This is a genomic window from Celeribacter sp. PS-C1 (assembly GCF_019429625.1).
Taxonomy (GTDB): domain Bacteria; phylum Pseudomonadota; class Alphaproteobacteria; order Rhodobacterales; family Rhodobacteraceae; genus Celeribacter.
In genome coordinates this window covers 363,970-383,809 of sequence record NZ_JAHXRW010000003.1, presented here as the reverse complement: position 1 = coordinate 383,809, position 19,840 = coordinate 363,970, and the positions used below count along the sequence as shown (strand labels likewise).

The following is a 19,840-nucleotide window of genomic DNA, read 5'->3' as shown; positions in this document are numbered from 1 at the left end:
TTTTTGAAGTTTATGAAAGTGACCGTGGTCAATTTAATCTGGGGGACATTATGTCCAGAAAGCGCATATATATCTTAAATGGTCATCCGGCCGCGGCGTCTCTGTCGAAAACGCTCGCTGAAACCTACGCGGAGGCAGCCAAATCAGCAGGGTTCGAAACGCGTGTGCAGCACCTGAATGGTTTGAGTTTTGACATGGATTTCGAACGCGCAGGCTACAAAGACGTCAAGCCGCTGGAACCTGATCTTGAAGAGGTTTTGATCAACATCGCGTGGGCGGAGCATGTGGTGATCGTTGCGCCGATGTGGTGGGGCGGGCTGCCTGCAAAGCTCAAGGGGCTCTTTGATCGCGCCTTCTTGCCGGGGCGGACGTTTGATACACGAAATCCGAACCGGTTCGGGATGCCTGCGCCGATGCTGACGGGGCGCAGCGCGCGGGTTGTGCTGACGTCAGATACGCCGACATGGTTCCTGTGGCTGGCCTATCGCAATCCGATTGCGTCGACGCTCAAGGGCCATATCTTGGGCTTTGTCGGTATCAAACCGGTGCGGCTGACACAATTTGCGGGCGCCACCGATGCGACGCCCAAAACAGTCACGCGCTGGCTCAAAAAGGTTGAGGCTCTGGGTGCGAAGGGCGTATGAAAAAGGGGCCGTGAGGCCCCTTTGACGTCTGGTCTTAGTCGCGCCCACGATAGGGTTTGACGTATTGCATCGCCATATCCCAGGGGAAAAATATCCATGTGTCCTGAGACACTTCGGTGATGTAGCTGTCCACCTGCGGTCGGCCTTTCGGCTTGGCGTAGACGGTGGCGAAATGGGCGTTGGGGTACATTGAGCGAACGAGCTCAAGCGTTTTGCCGCTGTCCACCAGATCGTCAATCACCAGAATGCCCGTGCCATCGCCCATCATCTCCGCATCCGGCGAATTGAGGACCACGGCCTCGGATTGGTTCTGATGGTCGTAGGATTTGACCGAAATCGTGTCGACCGTGCGGATGTCCAGCTCGCGCGCGATGATCATCGCGGGCGCCATGCCGCCGCGGGTGATTGCCACGATGGCACGCCACGCGCCGTCATCCGGTCCCTTGCCGTCGAGCCGCCACGCCAGCGCGCGGCTGTCGCGGTGAATCTGATCCCAGCTGATGTGAAAGCCTTTTTCATGGGGCAGGCGGTCGGACATCTCTTTTGATCCTTTCATCGAAGTGGCGGGCCGGAAGGGAGGTCAACTGGTCGCGATCCGGGCTCCGAAGAGGGCGATGAGGCCCCCCAGAGCGCGGTCGGTCCAAAGTTTGGCCCGGCCATAGGCTTGTCGTGCTTTTTGCCGTGAAAAAACCCGCGCGACAATCACATACCACAGTGTTTCGTCAAAAAAGACGAAAAACAACAACAAGCCCTTAACGGCCAAAGAAGTCTCGGGCGGGATCAGCCCGGCAAAGACCGCGCCGAAAAACACCGCAGGCTTCGGGTTCGACAATTGCGTCATGAGACCGAGGCGAAAGGCATTGGCGAGCGAACGCGGGCTGGCGAGTGTCGTGGCCTCGGGCAGTGGATCGCGGGCGTGGCGAATGGTTTTGTAGCCGATCCATATCAGGAAGAGCCCGCCCGCGATTTTAAAGGCAAGGTAGGCGCGGGGGAAGATTTCGAACAGGATCGAAAGGCCGGACAATGCGGCCAGCGCCCAGATTACCGCGCCGAGCCCAAAGGCTACGGCAAGCCCGAAGGCCGGACGAAAGCCTTCGGAGGCGGCGGTGCGCACGGAGACCACGAAAGAGGGGCCGGGCGACATGGCTGCGACGAAATGCAGGCTCAAAATGGACAGAAAAATCGCGAGGGTCATGTCTCCTCCCAAAGACATATGTAAAACAAAACGGGAGCCGAAGCCCCCGTTTTAAAAGCGTTTATGGCGCAGATCAGCCCTTGGAAATGTCCGGGGCATCGACCGCTTTCATGCCGACGACGTGGTAACCTGCGTCGACGTGGTGGGTCTCGCCGGTCACGCCCGCGCCCAAATCGGACAGCAGGTAAAGCGCGGAGTTGCCCACATCGTCGATGGTCACATTGCGACGCAGCGGCGAGTTATATTCGTTCCACTTCATGATGTAGCGGAAATCGCCAATGCCGGAGGCGGCGAGCGTTTTGATCGGGCCTGCGGAGATGGAGTTCACGCGGATGCCGTCCTTGCCGAGGTCTTCGGCGAGATAGCGCACGGAGGCTTCCAAAGCGGCCTTGGCGACGCCCATCACATTGTAATGCGGCATCACGCGCTCGGCGCCGTAATAGGTCATGGTCAGCATCGAGCCGCCTTCGGTCATCAGCTTCGCGGCGCGCTGTGCGACTGCGGTGAAGGAGAAGACGGAGATATCCATGGTCAGGTTGAAGTTGTCGCGCGTGGTGTCGACGTAACGGCCACGCAGCTCGTTTTTGTCAGAGAAGCCGATGGCATGCACGATAAAGTCGATCTTGCCCCATTTCGCTTCGATCTCGGCGAAGAGTGCGTCCATCGAGGCCTCGTCAGAGACGTCGCAGGCGACAACAAAGTCAGAGCCCAGGCGCTCGGCCAGAGGGTCCACACGTTTTTTAAGCTGCTCGCCTTGATAGGAAAAACACAGCTCTGCGCCATGATCGGAGAGCGCTTTTGCAATACCCCAGGCGATTGATTTGTCATTGGCAAGGCCCATGATCAGCCCGCGTTTGCCGTCCATCAGTTTCGTCATGGCGTCCTATGTTCCGCTTATTATTGGTGTTGAAACGTGCTTTAGGGGTTTTGCGCAAAGCGATCAAGTCTGGCCCCCGCAATTTCGCGACGTAGGGTCATTTGGGCACTGCAAACCGCCTGTGCACGGCTGCTTGGCAGGGGCGCGCCCTTGCCGATTTTCCGCATTCGGACTATCGAGAAAGCAGCCAAAGAAAGCCGCCAGAGGAGAGCCACAATGGTGTCAGGAAATGTGCCACGCAAAGGCATTTTTGCCGGAGACGACCCGTTCGAGATTTCGCGACTGTGGTTGAAGGAGGCCGAGGCCAAGGAGATCAACGATCCCAACGCCATGGCCATCGCCACGGTGGACCCCGACGGTCTGCCGAACGTGCGGATGGTGCTTTTGAAAGAGATTGCCGACGACGCCTTTGTGTTTTTCACAAACTATGAGAGCGCCAAAGGGCAAGAGATTGAAAGCGCAGGAAAAGCTGCCTTTGTGATGCATTGGAAGTCTCTCCGCCGTCAGCTCCGTGTGCGAGGCTTGGTCACACGCGAAACGCCGGAAGCCTCGGATGCCTATTACAAATCGCGCGCGCTCGGCTCGCGCATCGGCGCCTGGGCCAGTCAGCAATCGCGACCGCTTGAGTCGAAGACCACGTTGATGGAGGCTGTGGCCAAGGAGGGCCTCAAACACGGTCCCAATCCGAAACGTCCGCCGTTTTGGGGAGGCTATCGGATTACGCCTCTGGAGATCGAGTTCTGGGCTGATGGCGAATTCCGCCTGCATGACCGGTTCCGCTGGCGCCGCCAGAGCCCAGATGCGGCGTGGGAAATTCGGCGTCTCAATCCCTGAAATCACGAAATTCACCGGACCGCGCTTGCAATTGGTCAAAAAGACAGGGGGAAGGGGGCTTGCACCTTTCGTCCGATTGTCTCAGGTTCAGAGCGGGATGAGGGGTGCGTACCCCCTGTTATGGGCCGGTCGAATTTCGCATTGGCCCTTATGAGTAAATGAGAGAATGAACGACACAGACTTGGGGAAGGTCGTTTCGGGCCATGTAAAATGGTTCGATCCGACTCGCGGCTTTGGTTTTGTGATCGCCGATGACGGCGGTCCGGATATCTTGTTACACGCGAATGTTTTGCGTAACTTCGGGCAAAGCTCCGTGGCGGATGCCGCCATGGTGCGTCTCGTTGTGCAAAGCACGGATCGCGGCGTGCAGGCGGTCGAGGTGCTTGAGATTGCACCTCCGGCGCCGGGCACGGGCACGATGTTGGAGGACCTCGAAGAGGTCGATGAAGAGAGCCTGTCTCTGCCGCTCGAACCCGCGCGTGTGAAATGGTTCGACAAGGGCAAGGGCTTTGGTTTCGCCAATGTTTTCGGACGCCCGGAGGATGTTTTCATCCATATCGAAGTGCTCCGCCGTTCTGGTCTGGCCGATCTGATGCCGGGCGAGGCCGTCGGTCTTCGTGTGATCGATGGGCGTCGTGGTCGGATGGCGGCTCATGTGACCGCGTGGGACGCGGCACTGCGCGAAGCCGAAGAGGTCGACGCCTGAGATGCGTTGCTGGTCACGTCTTTCGACGGGCGTGTTGGCCGCGCTGATCTGCCTGTCTTCCGGCGCTTTGTCGGCACAGTCCGTTTGTCGGAACGACGAGGTTCTGGTCACGGGGCCGGAGCCAAAGGCCCGCTTTACCGTCGAGATCGCGGATGACGCGGGCGAACGTGCTCTGGGGTTGATGAACCGCCCCGAGATGCCGCGCTCGCATGGTATGCTCTTTATCTATGAACAACCGCAGCCGGTGTCCTTTTGGATGGCCAATACTTTGATTCCGCTTGATATGATCTTTTTGGATCAGCGCGGGGTCGTGACCCGCGTGCATGATGAGGCGGTGCCTCTGGATCGCACCCCCATCGAGGGCGGCGACGCGGTCTTTGCGGTTTTGGAGATCAACGGAGGGCTGGCTGAGGCTCTGGGTATTCGTCCCGGAGATCATCTGCGCCATCCGGCCTTTGGCCCGGAGGCCGCTGATCCCTGTCTCACGGAGTAAGCGCGAAAATAAGTGCTTTTCAACCGCGCGTTTGCACGGTAGGAGAGGCGCACGGTCGGGGCGTGGCGCAGTCTGGTAGCGCACCTGTTTTGGGTACAGGGGGTCGTGAGTTCGAATCTCGCCGCCCCGACCACTTTCTTCCTTTCATCACATGGCACTGTTTTGAACGCTCATATGATCTGTGGGCGCAGAGCGTCTCTCGGGCGTGTGCTGGATTGATCTGAAGTGGTGTGCTGGCCTCTCAACTTTGAGTTGCGTCGTAAAACTGATTCGAGCGCGGCCTTGTGCACGGTCCTGGTGCACTCTTGGTGTCAGAAACGGCGCTCTGACGCGGTAAGCCCATATGTTTTCAGGGAATTTCCTATGAAAAATGCTGATTTCCCGGATTTTAGCGCGAGAGGGCGTCCACTAGATGTAGTATGCTGACAAAATGTGCAAATGTGCCACACAGCGTCTCCTCCGGCACTTTTTTTGTCGCGGTCACTTATCCACATGGGCTTGTGCAAAGTCTTAACGATTTTCACGAAACCTATAGGAAACAAAGAAAAAAGTATTAACTTGAACCGCTTCGAATCGAAGGGGCCTGTGGGCAATTTTCGTCAAACGTTTTTTGCGTTTCGAAAGGGTAAATTTTGCGTTGACCACGAGGGCTTGGCCGCTGCACATTGTGGAGGCCGGATGAGGGACACACTACATTTAGTTGTTATTGTGCGGCGAGGGACAAGGGTCTCGGGGAGCATATCCGCATAGGGATCGCAGCGGTTTTCGGGCGAATAGCCATGAAAATAAGGCATGCGGCCGGGGTAAGAACGGATATGGCGCTGAGGATCATCTTGAGGACCAAAGACGAATCTACCACACAGCCGGGGGCCATGGCCGCATCGGAGGGGACGGGGGTTGTCTGCGATCAGGATGCGTTTCTCGCCAGCCAGAAGACACAAGATGTGGATGCGGTCGACGTGTCGCCGGTGACGGAAATTTGGCGGTAAAGCGACAACAACGCGAGAGTTGAGGCAGATGAAAATCGAACGCAAATTCACGACGGCAGGCAAAGACGCATATGCGGAACTGGAGTTCTCCAAGACCTCCTCTGAAATCCGCAACCCGGACGGCACGGTGGTGTTTAAACTCGATGACTGTGAAGTCCCGGCGAAGTGGTCGCAGGTTGCCTCCGATGTCATCGCCCAGAAATATTTCCGCAAAGCGGGCGTACCGGCGGCGCTGAAAAAAGTGCGTGAAAAAGGCGTTCCGTCCTTTCTCTGGCGCTCGGTTCCCGATGAGGACAAGCTCGCACAATTGCCCGAAGAGGCCCGTTTCGGCGGTGAGACCTCCGCGAAACAAGTGTTTGACCGTCTGGCAGGCGCTTGGGCTTACTGGGGTTGGAAAGGGGGCTATTTCTCCTCTGAAGAAGACGCCAAAGCTTATTACGACGAGATGCGGTTCACGCTCGCGGCCCAGATGGGCGCGCCGAACAGCCCGCAGTGGTTCAACACCGGTCTGCATTGGGCTTACGGCATCGACGGTCCGGGGCAGGGGCATTATTATGTGGATTATCAATCGGGTGAGCTGACCCGCTCGTCCTCCGCCTATGAACATCCGCAGCCGCATGCCTGTTTCATCCAATCCGTCGCCGACGATCTTGTGTCCGATGGCGGCATCATGGATCTCTGGGTGCGTGAGGCGCGTCTGTTCAAATATGGCTCCGGCACCGGCACCAACTTTTCCTCGCTGCGTGCGGCGAATGAGAGCCTTTCGGGCGGCGGCAAATCCTCCGGCCTCATGGGCTTCCTGAAAATCGGCGACCGGGCAGCGGGTGCGATCAAATCCGGCGGCACGACGCGCCGCGCGGCCAAGATGGTGATCTGCGACATGGATCACCCGGATATTGAGGATTTCATCAACTGGAAAGTCATCGAAGAGCAGAAAGTGGCGTCCATCGTCGCGGGCTCCAAGATGCACGAACGTCAGTTGAACGCGATTTTCGATGCGATTGGCACTTGGGATGGCGCGGAAGTCGATGCTTTCGATCCGGCCAAGAACCCAGCGCTGAAGGCGGCTGTGAAATCCGCGAAACAGGTCGCGATCCCGGAAACCTATGTCAAACGCGTGCTGGATTACGCGAAACAGGGCTATTCCTCGATCGAATTCCCGACCTACGACACGGATTGGGATAGCGAGGCCTATGCCTCCGTCTCCGGTCAGAACTCCAACAACTCCGTGCGCGTGACGGACGCTTTCCTCAAAGCCGTGAAAGACGATGCCGAATGGGAGCTGCTGCGCCGCACCGACGGCAAAGTGTCGAAAGTGGTCAAGGCCCGCGATCTCTGGGAGCAAGTCGGCCACGCCGCTTGGGCCTGTGCCGATCCGGGCATCCAGTTCCACGATACGATCAACGCTTGGCACACCTGCCCGGAAGACGGCGAGATTCGCGGCTCCAACCCGTGCTCGGAATATATGTTCCTCGACGACACGGCCTGTAACCTCGCCTCGATGAACCTGCTGACCTTTTTGCATGACGGCGTGTTCGATGCGGAAAGCTACATGCATGCGACGCGCATCTGGACGCTGACGCTGGAAATTTCCGTGATGATGGCGCAATTCCCGTCGCAAGAGATCGCGCAGCGCTCCTATGATTTCCGCACGCTGGGTCTCGGCTATGCCAACATCGGCGGCCTCTTGATGAACATGGGCTTTGGCTATGACAGCGACGAGGGCCGCGCTTTGGCTGGCGCTCTGACTGCGATCATGACCGGTGTGTCCTATGCGACCTCCGCCGAGATTGCGGGCGAATTGGGCGCGTTTGCCAAGTTCGAGAAGAACCGCGAGCACATGCTCCGCGTCATCCGCAACCATCGCACCGCCGCCTATGGCAAGACCACGGGCTACGAAGGCCTTGAGGTCAAACCGGTCGCTTTGGATCACGCCAACTGCCCTGACGCGCATCTCGTGGAGCTGGCGAAATCCGCTTGGGATGAGGCTTTGTCCCTTGGCGAGAAAAACGGCTACCGCAACGCGCAGGTTTCCGTGATCGCGCCCACCGGCACCATCGGTCTGGTGATGGATTGCGACACCACGGGGATCGAGCCGGACTTTGCGCTGGTGAAATTCAAGAAACTCGCAGGCGGTGGCTATTTCAAAATCATCAACCGCTCCGTGCCCGCAGCCCTTGAAAAGTTGGGCTATTCTTCGTCTGAGATTGAGGAAATCGTGTCCTACGCCGTGGGTCATGGCACCATCGGCAACGCGCCGGGGATCAACCACACCGCGTTGATCGGCCACGGCTTCGGTCAGGCGCAGATCGACAAGATTGAGGCCGCTCTGCCGTCCGCCTTCGACATCCGCTTTGTGTTCAACCAATGGACGCTGGGCGAAGAGTTCTGCACCGGGACGCTCGGCATCCCGGCGGCGAAGCTCGCTGATCCGTCTTTTGACCTGCTGCGCAGCCTTGGCTTTACCGCCAAAGACATCGCGGCGGCCAACGATCATGTCTGTGGCACGATGACCCTCGAAGGCGCGCCCTTCCTCAAGGAAGAGCACTACAACGTCTTCGATTGCGCCAATGCCTGCGGCAAAAAAGGCAAGCGTTATCTGTCGGTTGAGAGCCATATCACGATGATGGCGGCGGCGCAGTCCTTCATCTCCGGTGCGATCTCCAAGACGATCAACATGCCGAATGACGCCACCATCGAGGATTGTCAGGCCGCTTACGAGCTGTCTTGGTCCTTGGGCACCAAAGCCAACGCGCTCTACCGTGATGGATCGAAACTGTCGCAGCCGTTGGCCACCGCTTTGATCGAGGACGACGAAGAGGCTGAGGAAATTCTGTCTTCCGGCACCGCGCAGGAAAAAGCCGCCGTGCTGGCCGAGAAGATCGTCGAAAAGGTTATCATCAAAGAGGTCGCCCGCGGCCGCGAAAAGATGCCGGATCGTCGCAAAGGCTACACTCAGAAATCCATCGTTGGCGGACATAAAGTCTACCTGCGCACTGGCGAGTACGAAGACGGCTCTCTGGGCGAAATCTTCATCGACATGCACAAAGAGGGCGCGGGTTTCCGGGCGATGATGAACAACTTCGCCATCGCGGTCTCTGTCGGTCTGCAATATGGTGTGCCGCTCGAAGAATTCGTCGATGCCTTCACCTTCACCAAATTCGAACCGGCGGGCATGGTGCAGGGCAATGACAGCATCAAGAACGCCACCTCGATCCTCGATTATATCTTCCGCGAGTTGGCCGTGTCGTACCTCGACCGCACCGATCTGGCGCATGTGAAACCGCAGGGCGCGGCTTTCGATGATCTCGACCGTGACGCGGCTGAGGGAGTGTCGAACGTCAAGACCCCGTCGGAAAGTGCGTCTGCCAAATCCATCGAGGTGCTGAAACAGATTTCCTCGACCGGCTATCTGCGCAAGCGCCTGCCGCAGGAACTCGTTGTTCTGCAAGGCGGAATGCAGTCGGGTGCTGTGGCTCTGGATGGTTCCATCGATCCGCAAGTCGCGCTTCAGACGTTGGTGCCTGAGACCAAAGCAATCTCGGAAACGGCGCTCTCCACCGGCACCGTGTCTATGACCGCGCGGGACAAGGCAAAGATGCAGGGCTACGAGGGCGATCCTTGTGGCGAATGCGGCAACTATACGCTGGTGCGCAACGGCACCTGCATGAAATGCAACACCTGCGGCGGCACGTCCGGCTGTAGCTGAGGAGCATGGGAATGGAACTGGTTTTCGACATCGCCGGTCAATTGTGCGCGGCAGATCGCGTGACGATGAAGGGCAACACTTTGGAGGCGGAGTTCGACCGCAACGTGGTGGGCGCGCTGGCTGACGCCTATGACGGCAGTCATGCGGTTTCTGTTTTGGGGGTGCCGTCACTGTCGGTGACCTATTCGGTGCAAACCTACCGCACCGAGGGCGAGCGCGGGTGTCGCGCGACGTTTTCGGTCAACAGCTCTGCGGGGCAGGTGTTGCATTGAAGGAATACGGATCGTCCGCCTCACATGGGCGATCCGGGGTGGGGATGCTTTGATCGACTACATTGGTTGATCAGGGCATCCAGAGTGAGGGGTTCTGAGAAGAATTCCTTTTCCGGGGTGGATGCGTTCGCCCCTGACGCGGATCAGGCCGCAGGCAAAAAAACTTACCGGGCGGTATCAATGATGAGCCTGATCAGCGAACCTCAGGGGGGCCAGTTCGGTCCCCCTTTTTTTATGGCCTGCGCCAAGAGCGGGCGCGTGCCCGAGTTCTAAAAAGGGCGAATTAGGCCGCGATCATACTCGCAGCAAAGTCGCGCAGCGCTTGAGCCAGTTCGGGGGCCACGTGTCGTTGAAGCGGGGTCAAATGGGAGCAAATGCGCACACCGTTTTCCATTCGAGTTTTGAACGAGACCATGGTTCCCGGTTCCGGCATCTGAAAAGAGCCAAGCATGGCGCCTGCGCCGGACGCATAAACCAAATCGGCGTGGTCACTGCACCAGATCACCGCCTTCTGCGTGTCCGGGTTGGACCAGAGAACAATTCCATCCATGTGAATACTCTTCAACACTCGTTATTGATCACGTCATGTGAGCATTCATTTGTAGCACGAGCAGATATCGCAAAATATTCTGAGTTATGTGTCACAAACGAACGCGCGCTGACGCTAATTCGCGTCAATCGCTTTGAATTTTAGCGGATTGAAACAAAACTGTATCAAACGCGGCGTTAAAGTCGCATAATTGGACCATTCATACCGGGAACATTGTTCCTGTGCCTCTCTTAGACCTTTGGCGTCAGCCTGGAGGTTGGCGTCAATTGGCTTGAGTACTGACTTGGATGCCGCAGAAAATTGCGATGTCTTAAAACGCATGAGGCACTCCGGTACATAGAAGGGGGGACGCGTGCGGCAAGGGGAATTATCTCCCGCGCAATTGCGCCATATATTTGGAGAGAATTTGAGGCAGCTCTCGAAGCGAGCGAGCTCGATCTCTCAGCTTTGTCGCGATCTCGACATCAACCGGACCCAGTTCAACCGCTACCTGAACGGCGAGGCGTTTCCGCGCCCTGATGTGCTTTCCAAGATTTGCCAGTATTTCGACGTCGATGCGCGGATCTTGTTGGAGCCGCTGGACTGCCTCACAGAACGCGCCAGCAAAGAAGATGCTGCACGGGTGCTGTCCTCTTTTCTGTTCGATGTCGATGCGCTCAAAGTCGCGCCGGATGCCTTTCCTGCGGGCTATTACCTGCATCATCGCGTGTCCTATTTTGTGCCCGACCAGATCAGCACGACACTTCTGCAGTTCTATTACGACGACAGTGCCAACCTGCGTATTCGAGGCTATATGCCCTATGCGTCGGGCGCCCGGATCGGTCTGCCGCGGGCCGCACCTGCCCGGGTATTTCACGGGGTGGTGTTTCGTCAACTGGTCGGATTTGCCTTTATGGCGACGATGGATCATGTGCCATTGATGGTCTTGGGCGGCTTTGAGGCCAATTACATCGGTAATCCGAAATACTACTTCGGCAGCTCGGTCTCGACCCAAGATGTCATCGCGCCGTCTCCGATCCTCATGGAGCGTCTGGAGCCGAAACTCTCTGTCCTTGTCGGATCCCGCCACCGGCTCGGCATTCACGAGCGCAAGATTTACGCGCCTTTGGTGCGGGGATTTTTCGACAAATTCGCGCCGCTCAGATAAGCGAAAGGGCCCGACCGGGCCCTTTCTCTGTCTCGTTTTGTTGCGTCTCAGGCGTGGCTGCCACGCGCCAGAGCGGCGACGCCCGTGCGGGCGGTTTCCACCAGACCCAGCGGGCGCATCAGATCGGCGAAGGCGTCGATTTTCTCAGAGGTGCCCGTCATTTCAAAGACAAAGCTCTCAAGTGTGCTGTCCACCACATTGGCGCGGAAAATCTCGGCCAGACGCAGTGCTTCGATGCGGTTGTTGCCGGTGCCTTCGACCTTGAACAGCGCCAGTTCGCGCTCGATTGAGGGACCTTCAACAGTCAGGTCGTGGACCTCGTGCACGGGCACGATGCGACCGACTTGGGCCTTGATCTGTTCAATCACGTCACGGGTGCCGGTGGTCACCACGGTGATGCGCGACAGATGGGTGTCGTGGTTTACCTCGGCGACGGTCAGGCTTTCGATGTTGTAGCCGCGGCCGGAAAAAAGACCGATGACACGGGCCAAAACGCCCGCTTCGTTGTCGACCAGAACGGCCAGCGTGTGTTTCTCGATCACTTCGGCGTGGTAGTCGCGAAGGTCATAGGCGGAATGGCTCGTGGAGCCTTGTTGGATACGTAGGGCGGACATGCTTTTCTCCCTTAATCCACGCGGGGCGCGTGGCGAATATCTTTGTAGATCCCGGTCTCAGCCGGCCAGACCCCAGGTCGCGACCAGCGCGACCAGAGCCCGGCGGATGAGTTTGCCGAAGTGTTTCATCAGACCAGAACCGCGCCGTCGGATTTGATCGCGCCTTCGGTCGAAGCATCGCCCAACAGCATTTCGTTGTGCGCCTTGCCCGACGGGATCATCGGGAAGCAGTTTTCATGCTTCTCGACGAGGCAGTCAAAGATCACCGGACCGTCGTAGTTGATCATCTCCATGATCGCATCGTCCAGGTCCTTCGGATCGGACACCTGAATGCCCTTTGCGCCAAAAGCTTCGGCCAATTTCACAAAGTCGGGCAGGCTTTCCGACCACGACGACGAATAGCGCTCGCCGTGCAGGAGTTGCTGCCACTGGCGCACCATGCCGAGGCGTTCGTTGTTCAGGATGAACTGTTTCACCGGCGTGCGGTACTGCATCGCCGTGCCCATTTCCTGCATGTTCATCAGCCACGAGGCCTCGCCCGCGACGTTGATCACGAGGCTGTCCGGGTGCGCCAGTTGCACACCGATGGAGGCGGGGAAGCCGTAGCCCATGGTGCCGAGGCCCCCGGAGGTCATCCAGCGGTTCGGGTCCTCAAAGTTCAGGAACTGTGCCGCCCACATTTGGTGCTGGCCCACTTCGGTGGTGACATAACGGTCCATACCCTTGGTCAACGCCTCAAGACGCTCCAGCGCATATTGCGGTTTGATCACCGTCTCGGACGGTTTGTAAGTCAGGCAGCGAACCTCGCGCCATTCTTCGATCTGTTTCCACCACGCGGAAGTATCGGCAGTCTTGCGACCACGCGATTTCCAGACCTTGAGCACGTCTTCCAAAACATGGCCAACGTCACCTATGACCGGCAGGTCAACGCGGATGATCTTGTTGATCGACGAGGGGTCGATGTCGACATGCACTTTGGTGGAGTTCGGCGAGAAATCCTGAATCCGGCCGGTGATCCGGTCGTCGAACCGCGCACCGATGTTGATCATCAGGTCACAACCGTGCATCGCCATATTGGCCTCATAGAGACCATGCATGCCGAGCATGCCGAGCCAGGCTTTGCCAGAGGCCGGGTAGGCGCCCAGACCCATCAACGTCGAGGTGATCGGGAAGCCAGTGGCATCCACCAGCTCGCGCAGCAGCTGAGACGCGCCGGGGCCGGAGTTGATCACGCCACCGCCGGTGTAGAACACGGGGCGCTCGGCCTTTTCGATGAGAGACACGAGGTTGTTGATCTCTTCAATCGAGGCTTTCACACGCGGCTTGTAATGGCTCACCTTGGCCTTCGCGGGGGGCGTGTATTCGCCATCGGCGAATTGCACGTCTTTCGGCAGGTCGATCAGCACCGGGCCGGGGCGGCCGGTGGTGGCGACGTGAAATGCCTGATGGATCGTCTCGGACAGCTTGTCGGTGTCTTGCACCAGCCAGTTGTGCTTCGTGCAGGGGCGGGTGATGCCGATGGTGTCGGCTTCCTGGAACCCGTCCGTGCCGATCATGAAGGTCGGCACCTGACCGGAGAACACCACCAGCGGGATCGAGTCCAACAGCGCGTCCGTCAGACCGGTCACAGCATTGGTCGCGCCGGGGCCAGAGGTCACGAGAGCCACGCCGGGTTTGCCGGTCGAGCGGGCGTAGCCTTCGGCGGCGTGGATCGCGGCCTGCTCATGGCGCACCAGAACGTGTTTGATGTCGTTCTGCTGGAAAATTTCGTCGTAGACCGGAAGGACAGCGCCCCCCGGGTAGCCAAATACCGTGTCCACACCCTGATCCTTCAGGGCTTGAACCACCATTTTTGCTCCGGTCATCTGACGTGTCATGTTTCTCTCCGTCTCACGCGTCACTTACGTTTTTGGCAATAAAAAAGCCCCCGGTTTCAATCGGGGGCGCATGGGTTCCATTCTGGTTAACCGTCACCGGCCCATGCGCGTTTTCCCTACGACTACAAGAATGATGCCTGACATGGCTTGGGGTCCTTCATTGCGTGCGGGGACATTATGTGCAGCCGCAGCAGGCGTCAACTGCAAAACCGACGTTTCGTGAATAAAATGTCGCGGGGCGGGGTGTGCGCGAAATAATGTTAAAAGGACTGACCTATTTTCAGGAGGCCATTCCGCACTGTTTTGACCTCTGTCTTGCGCAGGATCGGGCGGCGGGGCAGAGTGCGCCCATGTCCAACGCACAACGCCCTCCCTCAGATGCGCTGCCCGCAACTCCCTCACCGATCCGCCTGCGGCTTCGACTGCATTTTGGTGATGTTTTGAAGCTCGGGCCGGGCAAGGCCGATTTGTTGGAGGGTATTCGCGACACTGGCTCCATCGCTGCTGCAGGGCGCGGCATGTCGATGAGCTACAAACGCGCCTGGTCTCTCGTTGAGGAGATGAACGCGGCGTTTCGTGCGCCATTGGTGCACTCCAGCCGCGGGGGCGCGCAGGGCGGCGGGGCGTCCTTGACGGAGATGGGCGAACGCGTGCTGGCACATTATCGTCGTCTTGAAGAGATCATTTTGCAAGCCGGCCAAGACGACATCGCCGCGATTGAGGCGCTTTTGGCACCGTAGGTTTTTGAACCGCAGGCTTTCGATATGTTCATTGAGGAATATTGCTTGCGTCCGACCTGTTGCTTTGCAATATGTTTTGAAAAACATATCGAAAGACATTTGGAGATCACATGCTCATCCGTTCCCTGTCCGCGGCCTTTGCTGCGGCGCTGTTTGTCGCGCCTGCTGCCCTATCTGCCGATCAGATTACCGTCTTCGCCGCTGCCAGCATGACGAATGCTTTGGGCGAGATCGAAACCGCTTTCGAGGCAGAGACCGGCCATGATCTGGCGATTTCCTATGCAGGTTCCTCGGCGCTCGCGCGGCAAATTCAACAGGGTGCTCCCGCCGATATTTTCATCTCCGCCAATCCCGGCTGGATGGATGTGCTCGAAAAGGACGGTCTTTTGGCCGAGGGCACACGTCGCGATCTGGTGACCAATGCGATCGTGCTGATCGCGACGGGCGACGCCGCCGCGATGGAGATTGAGACGCTGCCCGAGGCCTTGGGAGACGACCGCCTCGCCATGGCGCTGGTCGATGCGGTGCCTGCGGGCATCTATGGCAAAGCCTCTCTGGAGCACCTCGGCCTCTGGGACACACTCGCGCCGCAGGTCGCACAGGCTGACAATGTCCGCGCCGCTTTGGCGCTCGTCGCCTTGGGCGAAGCACCCTACGGGATCGTCTACGCTACGGATGCTGCTGCAGAACCGCGTGTGAGCGTGGTTGCGAAATTCCCTGCGGAGAGCCATCCGCCCATCGTTTATCCTATTGCCATGATCGCGGGCCATGACACGGACGCCGCAGCACAGTTTATGGGCTATCTTGACGGCGCGCCCGCGCGGGAGGCATTTGCGGGGCAGGGGTTCTGGGTTGACTGATCCTCTGGGATTCCGTCTCGTTTGAGATAAGCTTCACATTGCCTTGCGTGTGCCGCCCCGATGAAGGATGTTCAGAACCTGAATAATCCCCGAAAAGGGCGGCAAATGTTTTTGAGATGGTTTTTATTGGCGCTCTTGGCGGGCGCCCCTGCTTTGGCACAAGAGATGACGCCGAAAGCGGCGTATTCATCTCAGATGATCGCGCTTGAGGCCTCTCTGGATCGGCAGGGGACGGTTGATCGCGGCTGGCGCGCGCATGGCGAACCTGTTCTCTACGGTGCCCTCAGTGCCGTGACACACACCGTCCACTACCGTGCCTATTTCGAAGATTGTGCGGCGCAGACAGACTGTCAGCGGGTCGACTTCCTCGCAAAATACGATGCGGCCGCTTACACCAAGGACCCGGACCGACTTGAGCGGTTTATGGCGGAGCATCCGGGGGGGCGTGTTGCATATCATGTGAGCGAGCCCGTCATGATTGTGCAAATGTCGGCCTCGCTTGATCCGGCGCTGTCCAAGAGGGACATCCGACAGATTGTGACCTCGTGGAGTGCGCTGCTTTACGACGTGAACAACGACCTGTTTTTGCCCAATCTTACCTCAAATTAACGCCCCTAAAGAGAAAGGGCGCCCCGGTGAGGACGTCCTTTCGTGACATTCAGAGACGCGTTTCGCTTATTCGAAATGCTCTTCGGCCTCATCCAAGATCACCCGCCACCAGTCAAAGGTGTCGTCCAACCCCACCCGCGTGATGCCGCCTTTGAAGGTGAAAGAGTAGTTGATCTCAAGATCGCCATCCCGGTCGATGGAGGCTTTGCCGAAGCGATAGCTGTTGTTGTAGTCGTTGATCACAGCTGGGTCGGTTGAATAGTCATCACCGTCAAAATAGGCCACGAAGGTGCCGTTGTTGCAGTCCTTGTGGTTGTCGCAGCCGTAGAAATAAAGTGCGTAGGGCGTACCGCTGATGCGACCGCGGAACATAGGGTCGTCTTCGCCATCCGTGTCTGCCTCGACCGAGCCAAAGCCGCTCAACAGTTCTTCAAAGACATCAAGATCGTCAAAGGTCAGGACTTCCGTCTCGGCGGCGGCGGGCAGCGCGGTGAGGCCCAAAACGGAGGCGGTGGCCAAGGCGCGCAACGCAGGGCGCATGAAAGGGGTCAGTGACGACATCGGGAAATCCTTTTCGTTTCGGGGCGGTCGGCCCCGGCATTCAATCGCGGGAACTCTGACCGGAGCGGCGGCAAGAGAAAAGGGGTAAAGAAAGTGAAATCTTCCCTGTTGTCAGGTTTTGCTTTCGAAAAATTCATAGCCTCACGTTGGGTCATGTGTGACATAAGGTTTTCATCTATCTACGTGATAAAAAAAGCTTTTATTTCGATCTTATATTCTGATCTCCTCGGCTTCACAGAGCTGTCATACGTCGGTCACGGAACTGTTGCGAAGACTTGGCACTTGTCGCGGCGATGGATCGGGCCGCTGCAAGGGGCACCGCGACACATGGAATTCAGCAACGCACAAAAGCGATGGAGCTACAGATGAAAGATCAGGATATCACCGACCTGTCTTGGGATGATTTTGACGAGATGCGCGACCCGCGTCCGAACACCAATGATTTCGACGCGGTCGTCGAACGCGCGATCTCGCGCCGCGGTTTCCTGGGCGGCGCCTTGGCCTTTGGGTCTGGCGCCCTGGCGATGGGCGCCGCTGGCCTGATGTCCTCCACCACCGCGGCCCGCGCCGAAAGCATGGGCTTTGCGTTCAAGCCGATCGACATCGCCACCGATTTCGACATCCACGTGCCGGAAGGCTACCAGTGGAAAGTCCTCGTCCGTTGGGGCGATGCTCTGTTCTCCGAAGCCGAAGGCGCCTATTCCGCCGAGACCGGCGTGTCTGTTGATATGTCCGACAAGGTTTTCGGCGAGAACACCGACGGGATGGAAACCTTTGTCGATGGCGACAAAACGATCCTCGCGATCAACTCCGAATATGTGAACCCGAAGATCAACCTCCCCGCCGTCTCCGAAGGCATGCCGCAGACCGCCGACGAAGTGACGCTTCTGAAGAACATGCAGGGCGTGACCGTCATGGAAGTCGCGGACAATGGCGAAGGTTACGCGGTTGTCGTCGACAGCCCCTACAACCGCCGCATCACCCATGAGACCCAGATGACGATGGACGGCCCGGCGGCCGGTTCCGATCTGGTGAAAACCAACGCCGATCCGGAAGGCATGTCGCCCAAAGGCACGATGAACAACTGTGGCTCCGGCAAGACGCTTTGGGGCACCTACCTGACCTGCGAAGAGAACTTCAACGGCTACTTTGGTGCGACCGGCGAATACACCGAGACCGAAGGCCACACCCGCTACGGCATCGGTGGCGAAGGCCGCTACGCCTACGAGAAATTCGATCCGCGTTACGATCTGAGCCAAGAGCCGAACGAGCCGAACCGTCACGGCTGGGTCACCGAGATCAACCCGCTCGACCCGGCGTCCACTCCGGTGAAACACACCGCTCTGGGCCGTTTTAAACATGAAAACGCCGAGATGGTACAGGCCGCTGACGGTCGTGTTGTGGTCTATATGGGCGACGACGAGCGTGGCGAATTCATGTATAAATTCGTCTCCAACGGCACCTGGACCGAAGGCGGTTCGACCGAAGGTCTCCTGTCCGACGGCACGCTCTACGTGGCCAAGTTCAACGACGACATGACCGGCGAGTGGCTGACCCTGACGCCGGAAACCACCGGCATGTCGATGGAAGAGATCCTCGTGTTCTCCCGTATGGCTGGTTCCAAAGTGGGCGCGACCACCATGGACCGTCCGGAATGGATCGCCGCCAACCCGCTCAAGGCCGAGGCTTATTGCGCGCTCACGAACAACAAAAACCGTGGCGTAAAACCGAACGCCGGTGGCGATGCCACTCCGGCCTCCGGCCCGAACCCGCGTGAGACCAACAACTACGGTCAAATCGTGCGCTGGCGCCCGGAAGGCGAAGATCACGGCGCGGACAGCTTCGCTTGGGATCTCTACGTCATGGCGGGGAACCCCGACGTCTACGACAACGCCTATGCGGGTTCCGAGAACGTTAACGCGGGCAACATGTTCAATTCGCCGGATGGTATGGCGTTCTCCTCCGATGGCTACCTCTGGATCCAGACCGACGGCGACGACAGCAACGAAGGCGAGTTCGCCGGCCAAGGCAACAACCAGATGCTCGTGGGCAACACGGAAACAGGCGAAATCGCACGCTTCCTGACGGCTCCGAACGGCGCCGAGGTCACGGGCCTCACCTGGTCCGCGGATAAGAAAGTGGCTTTCGTCGGCATCCAGCACCCGGGCGGCTCCTGGCCGGACGGCAACGGCAAACCGCGCTCGTCGGTGATTGCCGTGTGGCGTGAAGATGGCGCTCTGATTGGCTAAGCCGATTAGGCCAAGGGATTTCATCCCGAGATTTTATCAGGCGAGGGGTGCGGTGAAAGCCGCACCTCTTATTTTTAAGGGGGGGGACGTGAGCCCCAACCTTGACCCGCATGCCATCCGTTGGCGAGGGTGGATATGGAGAAAGCAAATTCTTGAGAGAAATTTGATGTTAAGTTTTGTTGATATTCCAAGGTGGTTTTTCGAAATCAAAGAGACATCCGCCAACATTTACACCGGGACAGGGCAAGGGCCCTTGGGGCAGGCCATACAGAGATAGGGGGTGGACCCGGACATATTGCTAGATGAATTGAAGAAAGAGGCACTCATTGCGATCGCCCATGGCGGCGCGATTTGAGCATCTAGACCGCCATTGCAGTAGATGTTGCCCGTTGTTGTCGGAATTTTGCAAATAATTTCGAACAGGAAACAGTATGAAGAACCGGATTATTGAACTTCAAGAACGTCTCTATGGCGTGAATGAAAGTATCTTAAAAAAATTTGAGCAAGATGGCGTAACTTTGTTTTCAGAAAAGGAAGTTGGGTTTTTCGTTGAGATGCCAACCAAAGATGATGTGTTCAAGGCCGCCGCATCTATGCGCAAGGTTTTTAAACGAGCGGCTTTCCATGGTTCGGTGACACACAACGAACCTCAAAAAATTGTCTATTACCGCTATGATATCGTGGTCCCGCTGACGGCAGGGGCGATCCCTCAGGTCGAGGCCGAGTTGCTAAGTGTTTGTGAACAATATGGTGGAGATAAATCTTTTTGGGAGTTTGCGGGCTGATAGTTTTTAGTTCCTCTGCTCTGAGGCCTAGGGTGTCATCCGACTGCCCCCTCCCCAAGTCCACCCCATTTCTAGCGCTTTTATTGTTTCGTCTGTCTTTTCCCTGAGCCTGCATTTGGAGGCAGAGCG

General features: G+C 57.9%; 19 protein-coding genes and 1 tRNA gene. 13 read left to right on the top strand and 7 right to left on the bottom strand.

Features of this window, described 5'->3' with window-relative positions; all coding sequences use genetic code 11:
* The first annotated feature begins 50 nt into the window (after positions 1-50).
* Positions 51-644, top strand: coding sequence for an NAD(P)H-dependent oxidoreductase (locus tag J5Y17_RS06665; protein WP_219784441.1), 594 nt, complete (start codon positions 51-53; stop codon positions 642-644).
* Between the two features lie 34 nt (positions 645-678).
* On the opposite strand, the gene gpt is transcribed toward J5Y17_RS06665, so the two are convergent.
* The 3 genes from gpt to fabI form a co-directional block, all read right to left on the bottom strand.
* On the bottom strand, positions 679-1,182 hold the full coding sequence (gpt, locus tag J5Y17_RS06660; protein WP_219784440.1) for a xanthine phosphoribosyltransferase: 504 nt from the start codon (positions 1,180-1,182) through the stop codon (positions 679-681).
* 42 nt (positions 1,183-1,224) lie between these two features.
* Positions 1,225-1,839: a LysE family translocator gene (locus J5Y17_RS06655; protein ID WP_219784439.1), complete on the bottom strand. Its 615-nt coding sequence runs from the start codon at positions 1,837-1,839 to the stop codon at positions 1,225-1,227.
* A 73-nt stretch (positions 1,840-1,912) separates the two neighbouring features.
* Positions 1,913-2,716 (bottom strand): enoyl-ACP reductase FabI, encoded by an 804-nt coding sequence (gene fabI, locus J5Y17_RS06650; protein WP_219784438.1) that lies wholly within the window; start codon positions 2,714-2,716, stop codon positions 1,913-1,915.
* Positions 2,717-2,932: 216 nt separating this feature from the next.
* On the opposite strand from fabI, the gene pdxH reads away from it, so the two are divergent.
* The 6 genes from pdxH (at position 2,933) to J5Y17_RS06620 (ending at position 9,719) form a co-directional block, all read left to right on the top strand.
* The gene (gene pdxH / locus J5Y17_RS06645; protein WP_219784437.1) at positions 2,933-3,550 is read left to right on the top strand and encodes a pyridoxamine 5'-phosphate oxidase; all 618 of its coding nucleotides are present in this window, start codon (positions 2,933-2,935) and stop codon (positions 3,548-3,550) included.
* 166 nt (positions 3,551-3,716) lie between these two features.
* Positions 3,717-4,256 carry a cold-shock protein gene (locus tag J5Y17_RS06640; protein ID WP_219784436.1) on the top strand — a complete coding sequence of 180 codons (540 nt, stop codon included), beginning with the start codon at positions 3,717-3,719 and terminating at the stop codon, positions 4,254-4,256.
* Position 4,257: 1 nt separating this feature from the next.
* Positions 4,258-4,749, top strand: coding sequence for a DUF192 domain-containing protein (locus tag J5Y17_RS06635; RefSeq protein ID WP_219784435.1), 492 nt, complete (start codon positions 4,258-4,260; stop codon positions 4,747-4,749).
* Between the two features lie 56 nt (positions 4,750-4,805).
* A tRNA-Pro gene (locus J5Y17_RS06630) sits at positions 4,806-4,882 on the top strand.
* 884 nt (positions 4,883-5,766) lie between these two features.
* Positions 5,767-9,447, top strand: coding sequence for a vitamin B12-dependent ribonucleotide reductase (locus J5Y17_RS06625; RefSeq protein WP_219784434.1), 3,681 nt, complete (start codon positions 5,767-5,769; stop codon positions 9,445-9,447).
* A gap of 11 nt (positions 9,448-9,458) precedes the next feature.
* Entirely contained in the window at positions 9,459-9,719 is a 261-nt protein-coding gene (locus J5Y17_RS06620) for a hypothetical protein (RefSeq protein WP_219784433.1), read from the top strand.
* Positions 9,720-10,002: 283 nt separating this feature from the next.
* On the opposite strand, the gene J5Y17_RS06615 is transcribed toward J5Y17_RS06620, so the two are convergent.
* Positions 10,003-10,269: a hypothetical protein gene (locus J5Y17_RS06615; RefSeq protein WP_219784432.1), complete on the bottom strand. Its 267-nt coding sequence runs from the start codon at positions 10,267-10,269 to the stop codon at positions 10,003-10,005.
* A gap of 406 nt (positions 10,270-10,675) precedes the next feature.
* Here J5Y17_RS06615 and J5Y17_RS06610 point away from each other — a divergent pair, with 406 nt between their 5' ends.
* The gene (locus tag J5Y17_RS06610) at positions 10,676-11,416 is read left to right on the top strand and encodes a helix-turn-helix transcriptional regulator (RefSeq protein ID WP_255571914.1); all 741 of its coding nucleotides are present in this window, start codon (positions 10,676-10,678) and stop codon (positions 11,414-11,416) included.
* A gap of 47 nt (positions 11,417-11,463) precedes the next feature.
* Here J5Y17_RS06610 and ilvN read toward each other — a convergent pair whose 3' ends face one another.
* Both ilvN and J5Y17_RS06600 read right to left on the bottom strand, forming a co-directional pair.
* Positions 11,464-12,030 (bottom strand): acetolactate synthase small subunit, encoded by a 567-nt coding sequence (gene ilvN, locus J5Y17_RS06605; RefSeq protein ID WP_219784430.1) that lies wholly within the window; start codon positions 12,028-12,030, stop codon positions 11,464-11,466.
* Between the two features lie 128 nt (positions 12,031-12,158).
* Positions 12,159-13,907, bottom strand: a complete 1,749-nt coding sequence (locus tag J5Y17_RS06600) for an acetolactate synthase 3 large subunit (RefSeq protein ID WP_219784429.1) — start codon at positions 13,905-13,907, stop codon at positions 12,159-12,161.
* Between the two features lie 350 nt (positions 13,908-14,257).
* Between J5Y17_RS06600 and J5Y17_RS06595 the strand changes: the two genes are divergently transcribed.
* The 3 genes from J5Y17_RS06595 (at position 14,258) to J5Y17_RS06585 (ending at position 16,116) form a co-directional block, all read left to right on the top strand.
* Positions 14,258-14,647, top strand: a complete 390-nt coding sequence (locus J5Y17_RS06595) for a winged helix-turn-helix domain-containing protein (protein WP_219784428.1) — start codon at positions 14,258-14,260, stop codon at positions 14,645-14,647.
* A gap of 110 nt (positions 14,648-14,757) precedes the next feature.
* A complete protein-coding gene (gene modA / locus J5Y17_RS06590) occupies positions 14,758-15,507 on the top strand; it encodes a molybdate ABC transporter substrate-binding protein (RefSeq protein WP_219784427.1) in 750 nt (249 codons plus the stop codon).
* A 105-nt stretch (positions 15,508-15,612) separates the two neighbouring features.
* Positions 15,613-16,116, top strand: coding sequence for a hypothetical protein (locus J5Y17_RS06585; protein ID WP_219784426.1), 504 nt, complete (start codon positions 15,613-15,615; stop codon positions 16,114-16,116).
* A gap of 66 nt (positions 16,117-16,182) precedes the next feature.
* Here J5Y17_RS06585 and J5Y17_RS06580 read toward each other — a convergent pair whose 3' ends face one another.
* Positions 16,183-16,677: a YbjN domain-containing protein gene (locus J5Y17_RS06580; protein ID WP_219784425.1), complete on the bottom strand. Its 495-nt coding sequence runs from the start codon at positions 16,675-16,677 to the stop codon at positions 16,183-16,185.
* 365 nt (positions 16,678-17,042) lie between these two features.
* Here J5Y17_RS06580 and J5Y17_RS06575 point away from each other — a divergent pair, with 365 nt between their 5' ends.
* Together J5Y17_RS06575 and J5Y17_RS06570 are read left to right on the top strand one after the other, a co-directional pair.
* Positions 17,043-18,926, top strand: coding sequence for a PhoX family phosphatase (locus J5Y17_RS06575; protein WP_219784424.1), 1,884 nt, complete (start codon positions 17,043-17,045; stop codon positions 18,924-18,926).
* Positions 18,927-19,357: 431 nt separating this feature from the next.
* Positions 19,358-19,711, top strand: coding sequence for a ribonuclease E inhibitor RraB (locus tag J5Y17_RS06570; protein WP_219784423.1), 354 nt, complete (start codon positions 19,358-19,360; stop codon positions 19,709-19,711).
* Positions 19,712-19,840: the final 129 nt, after the last annotated feature.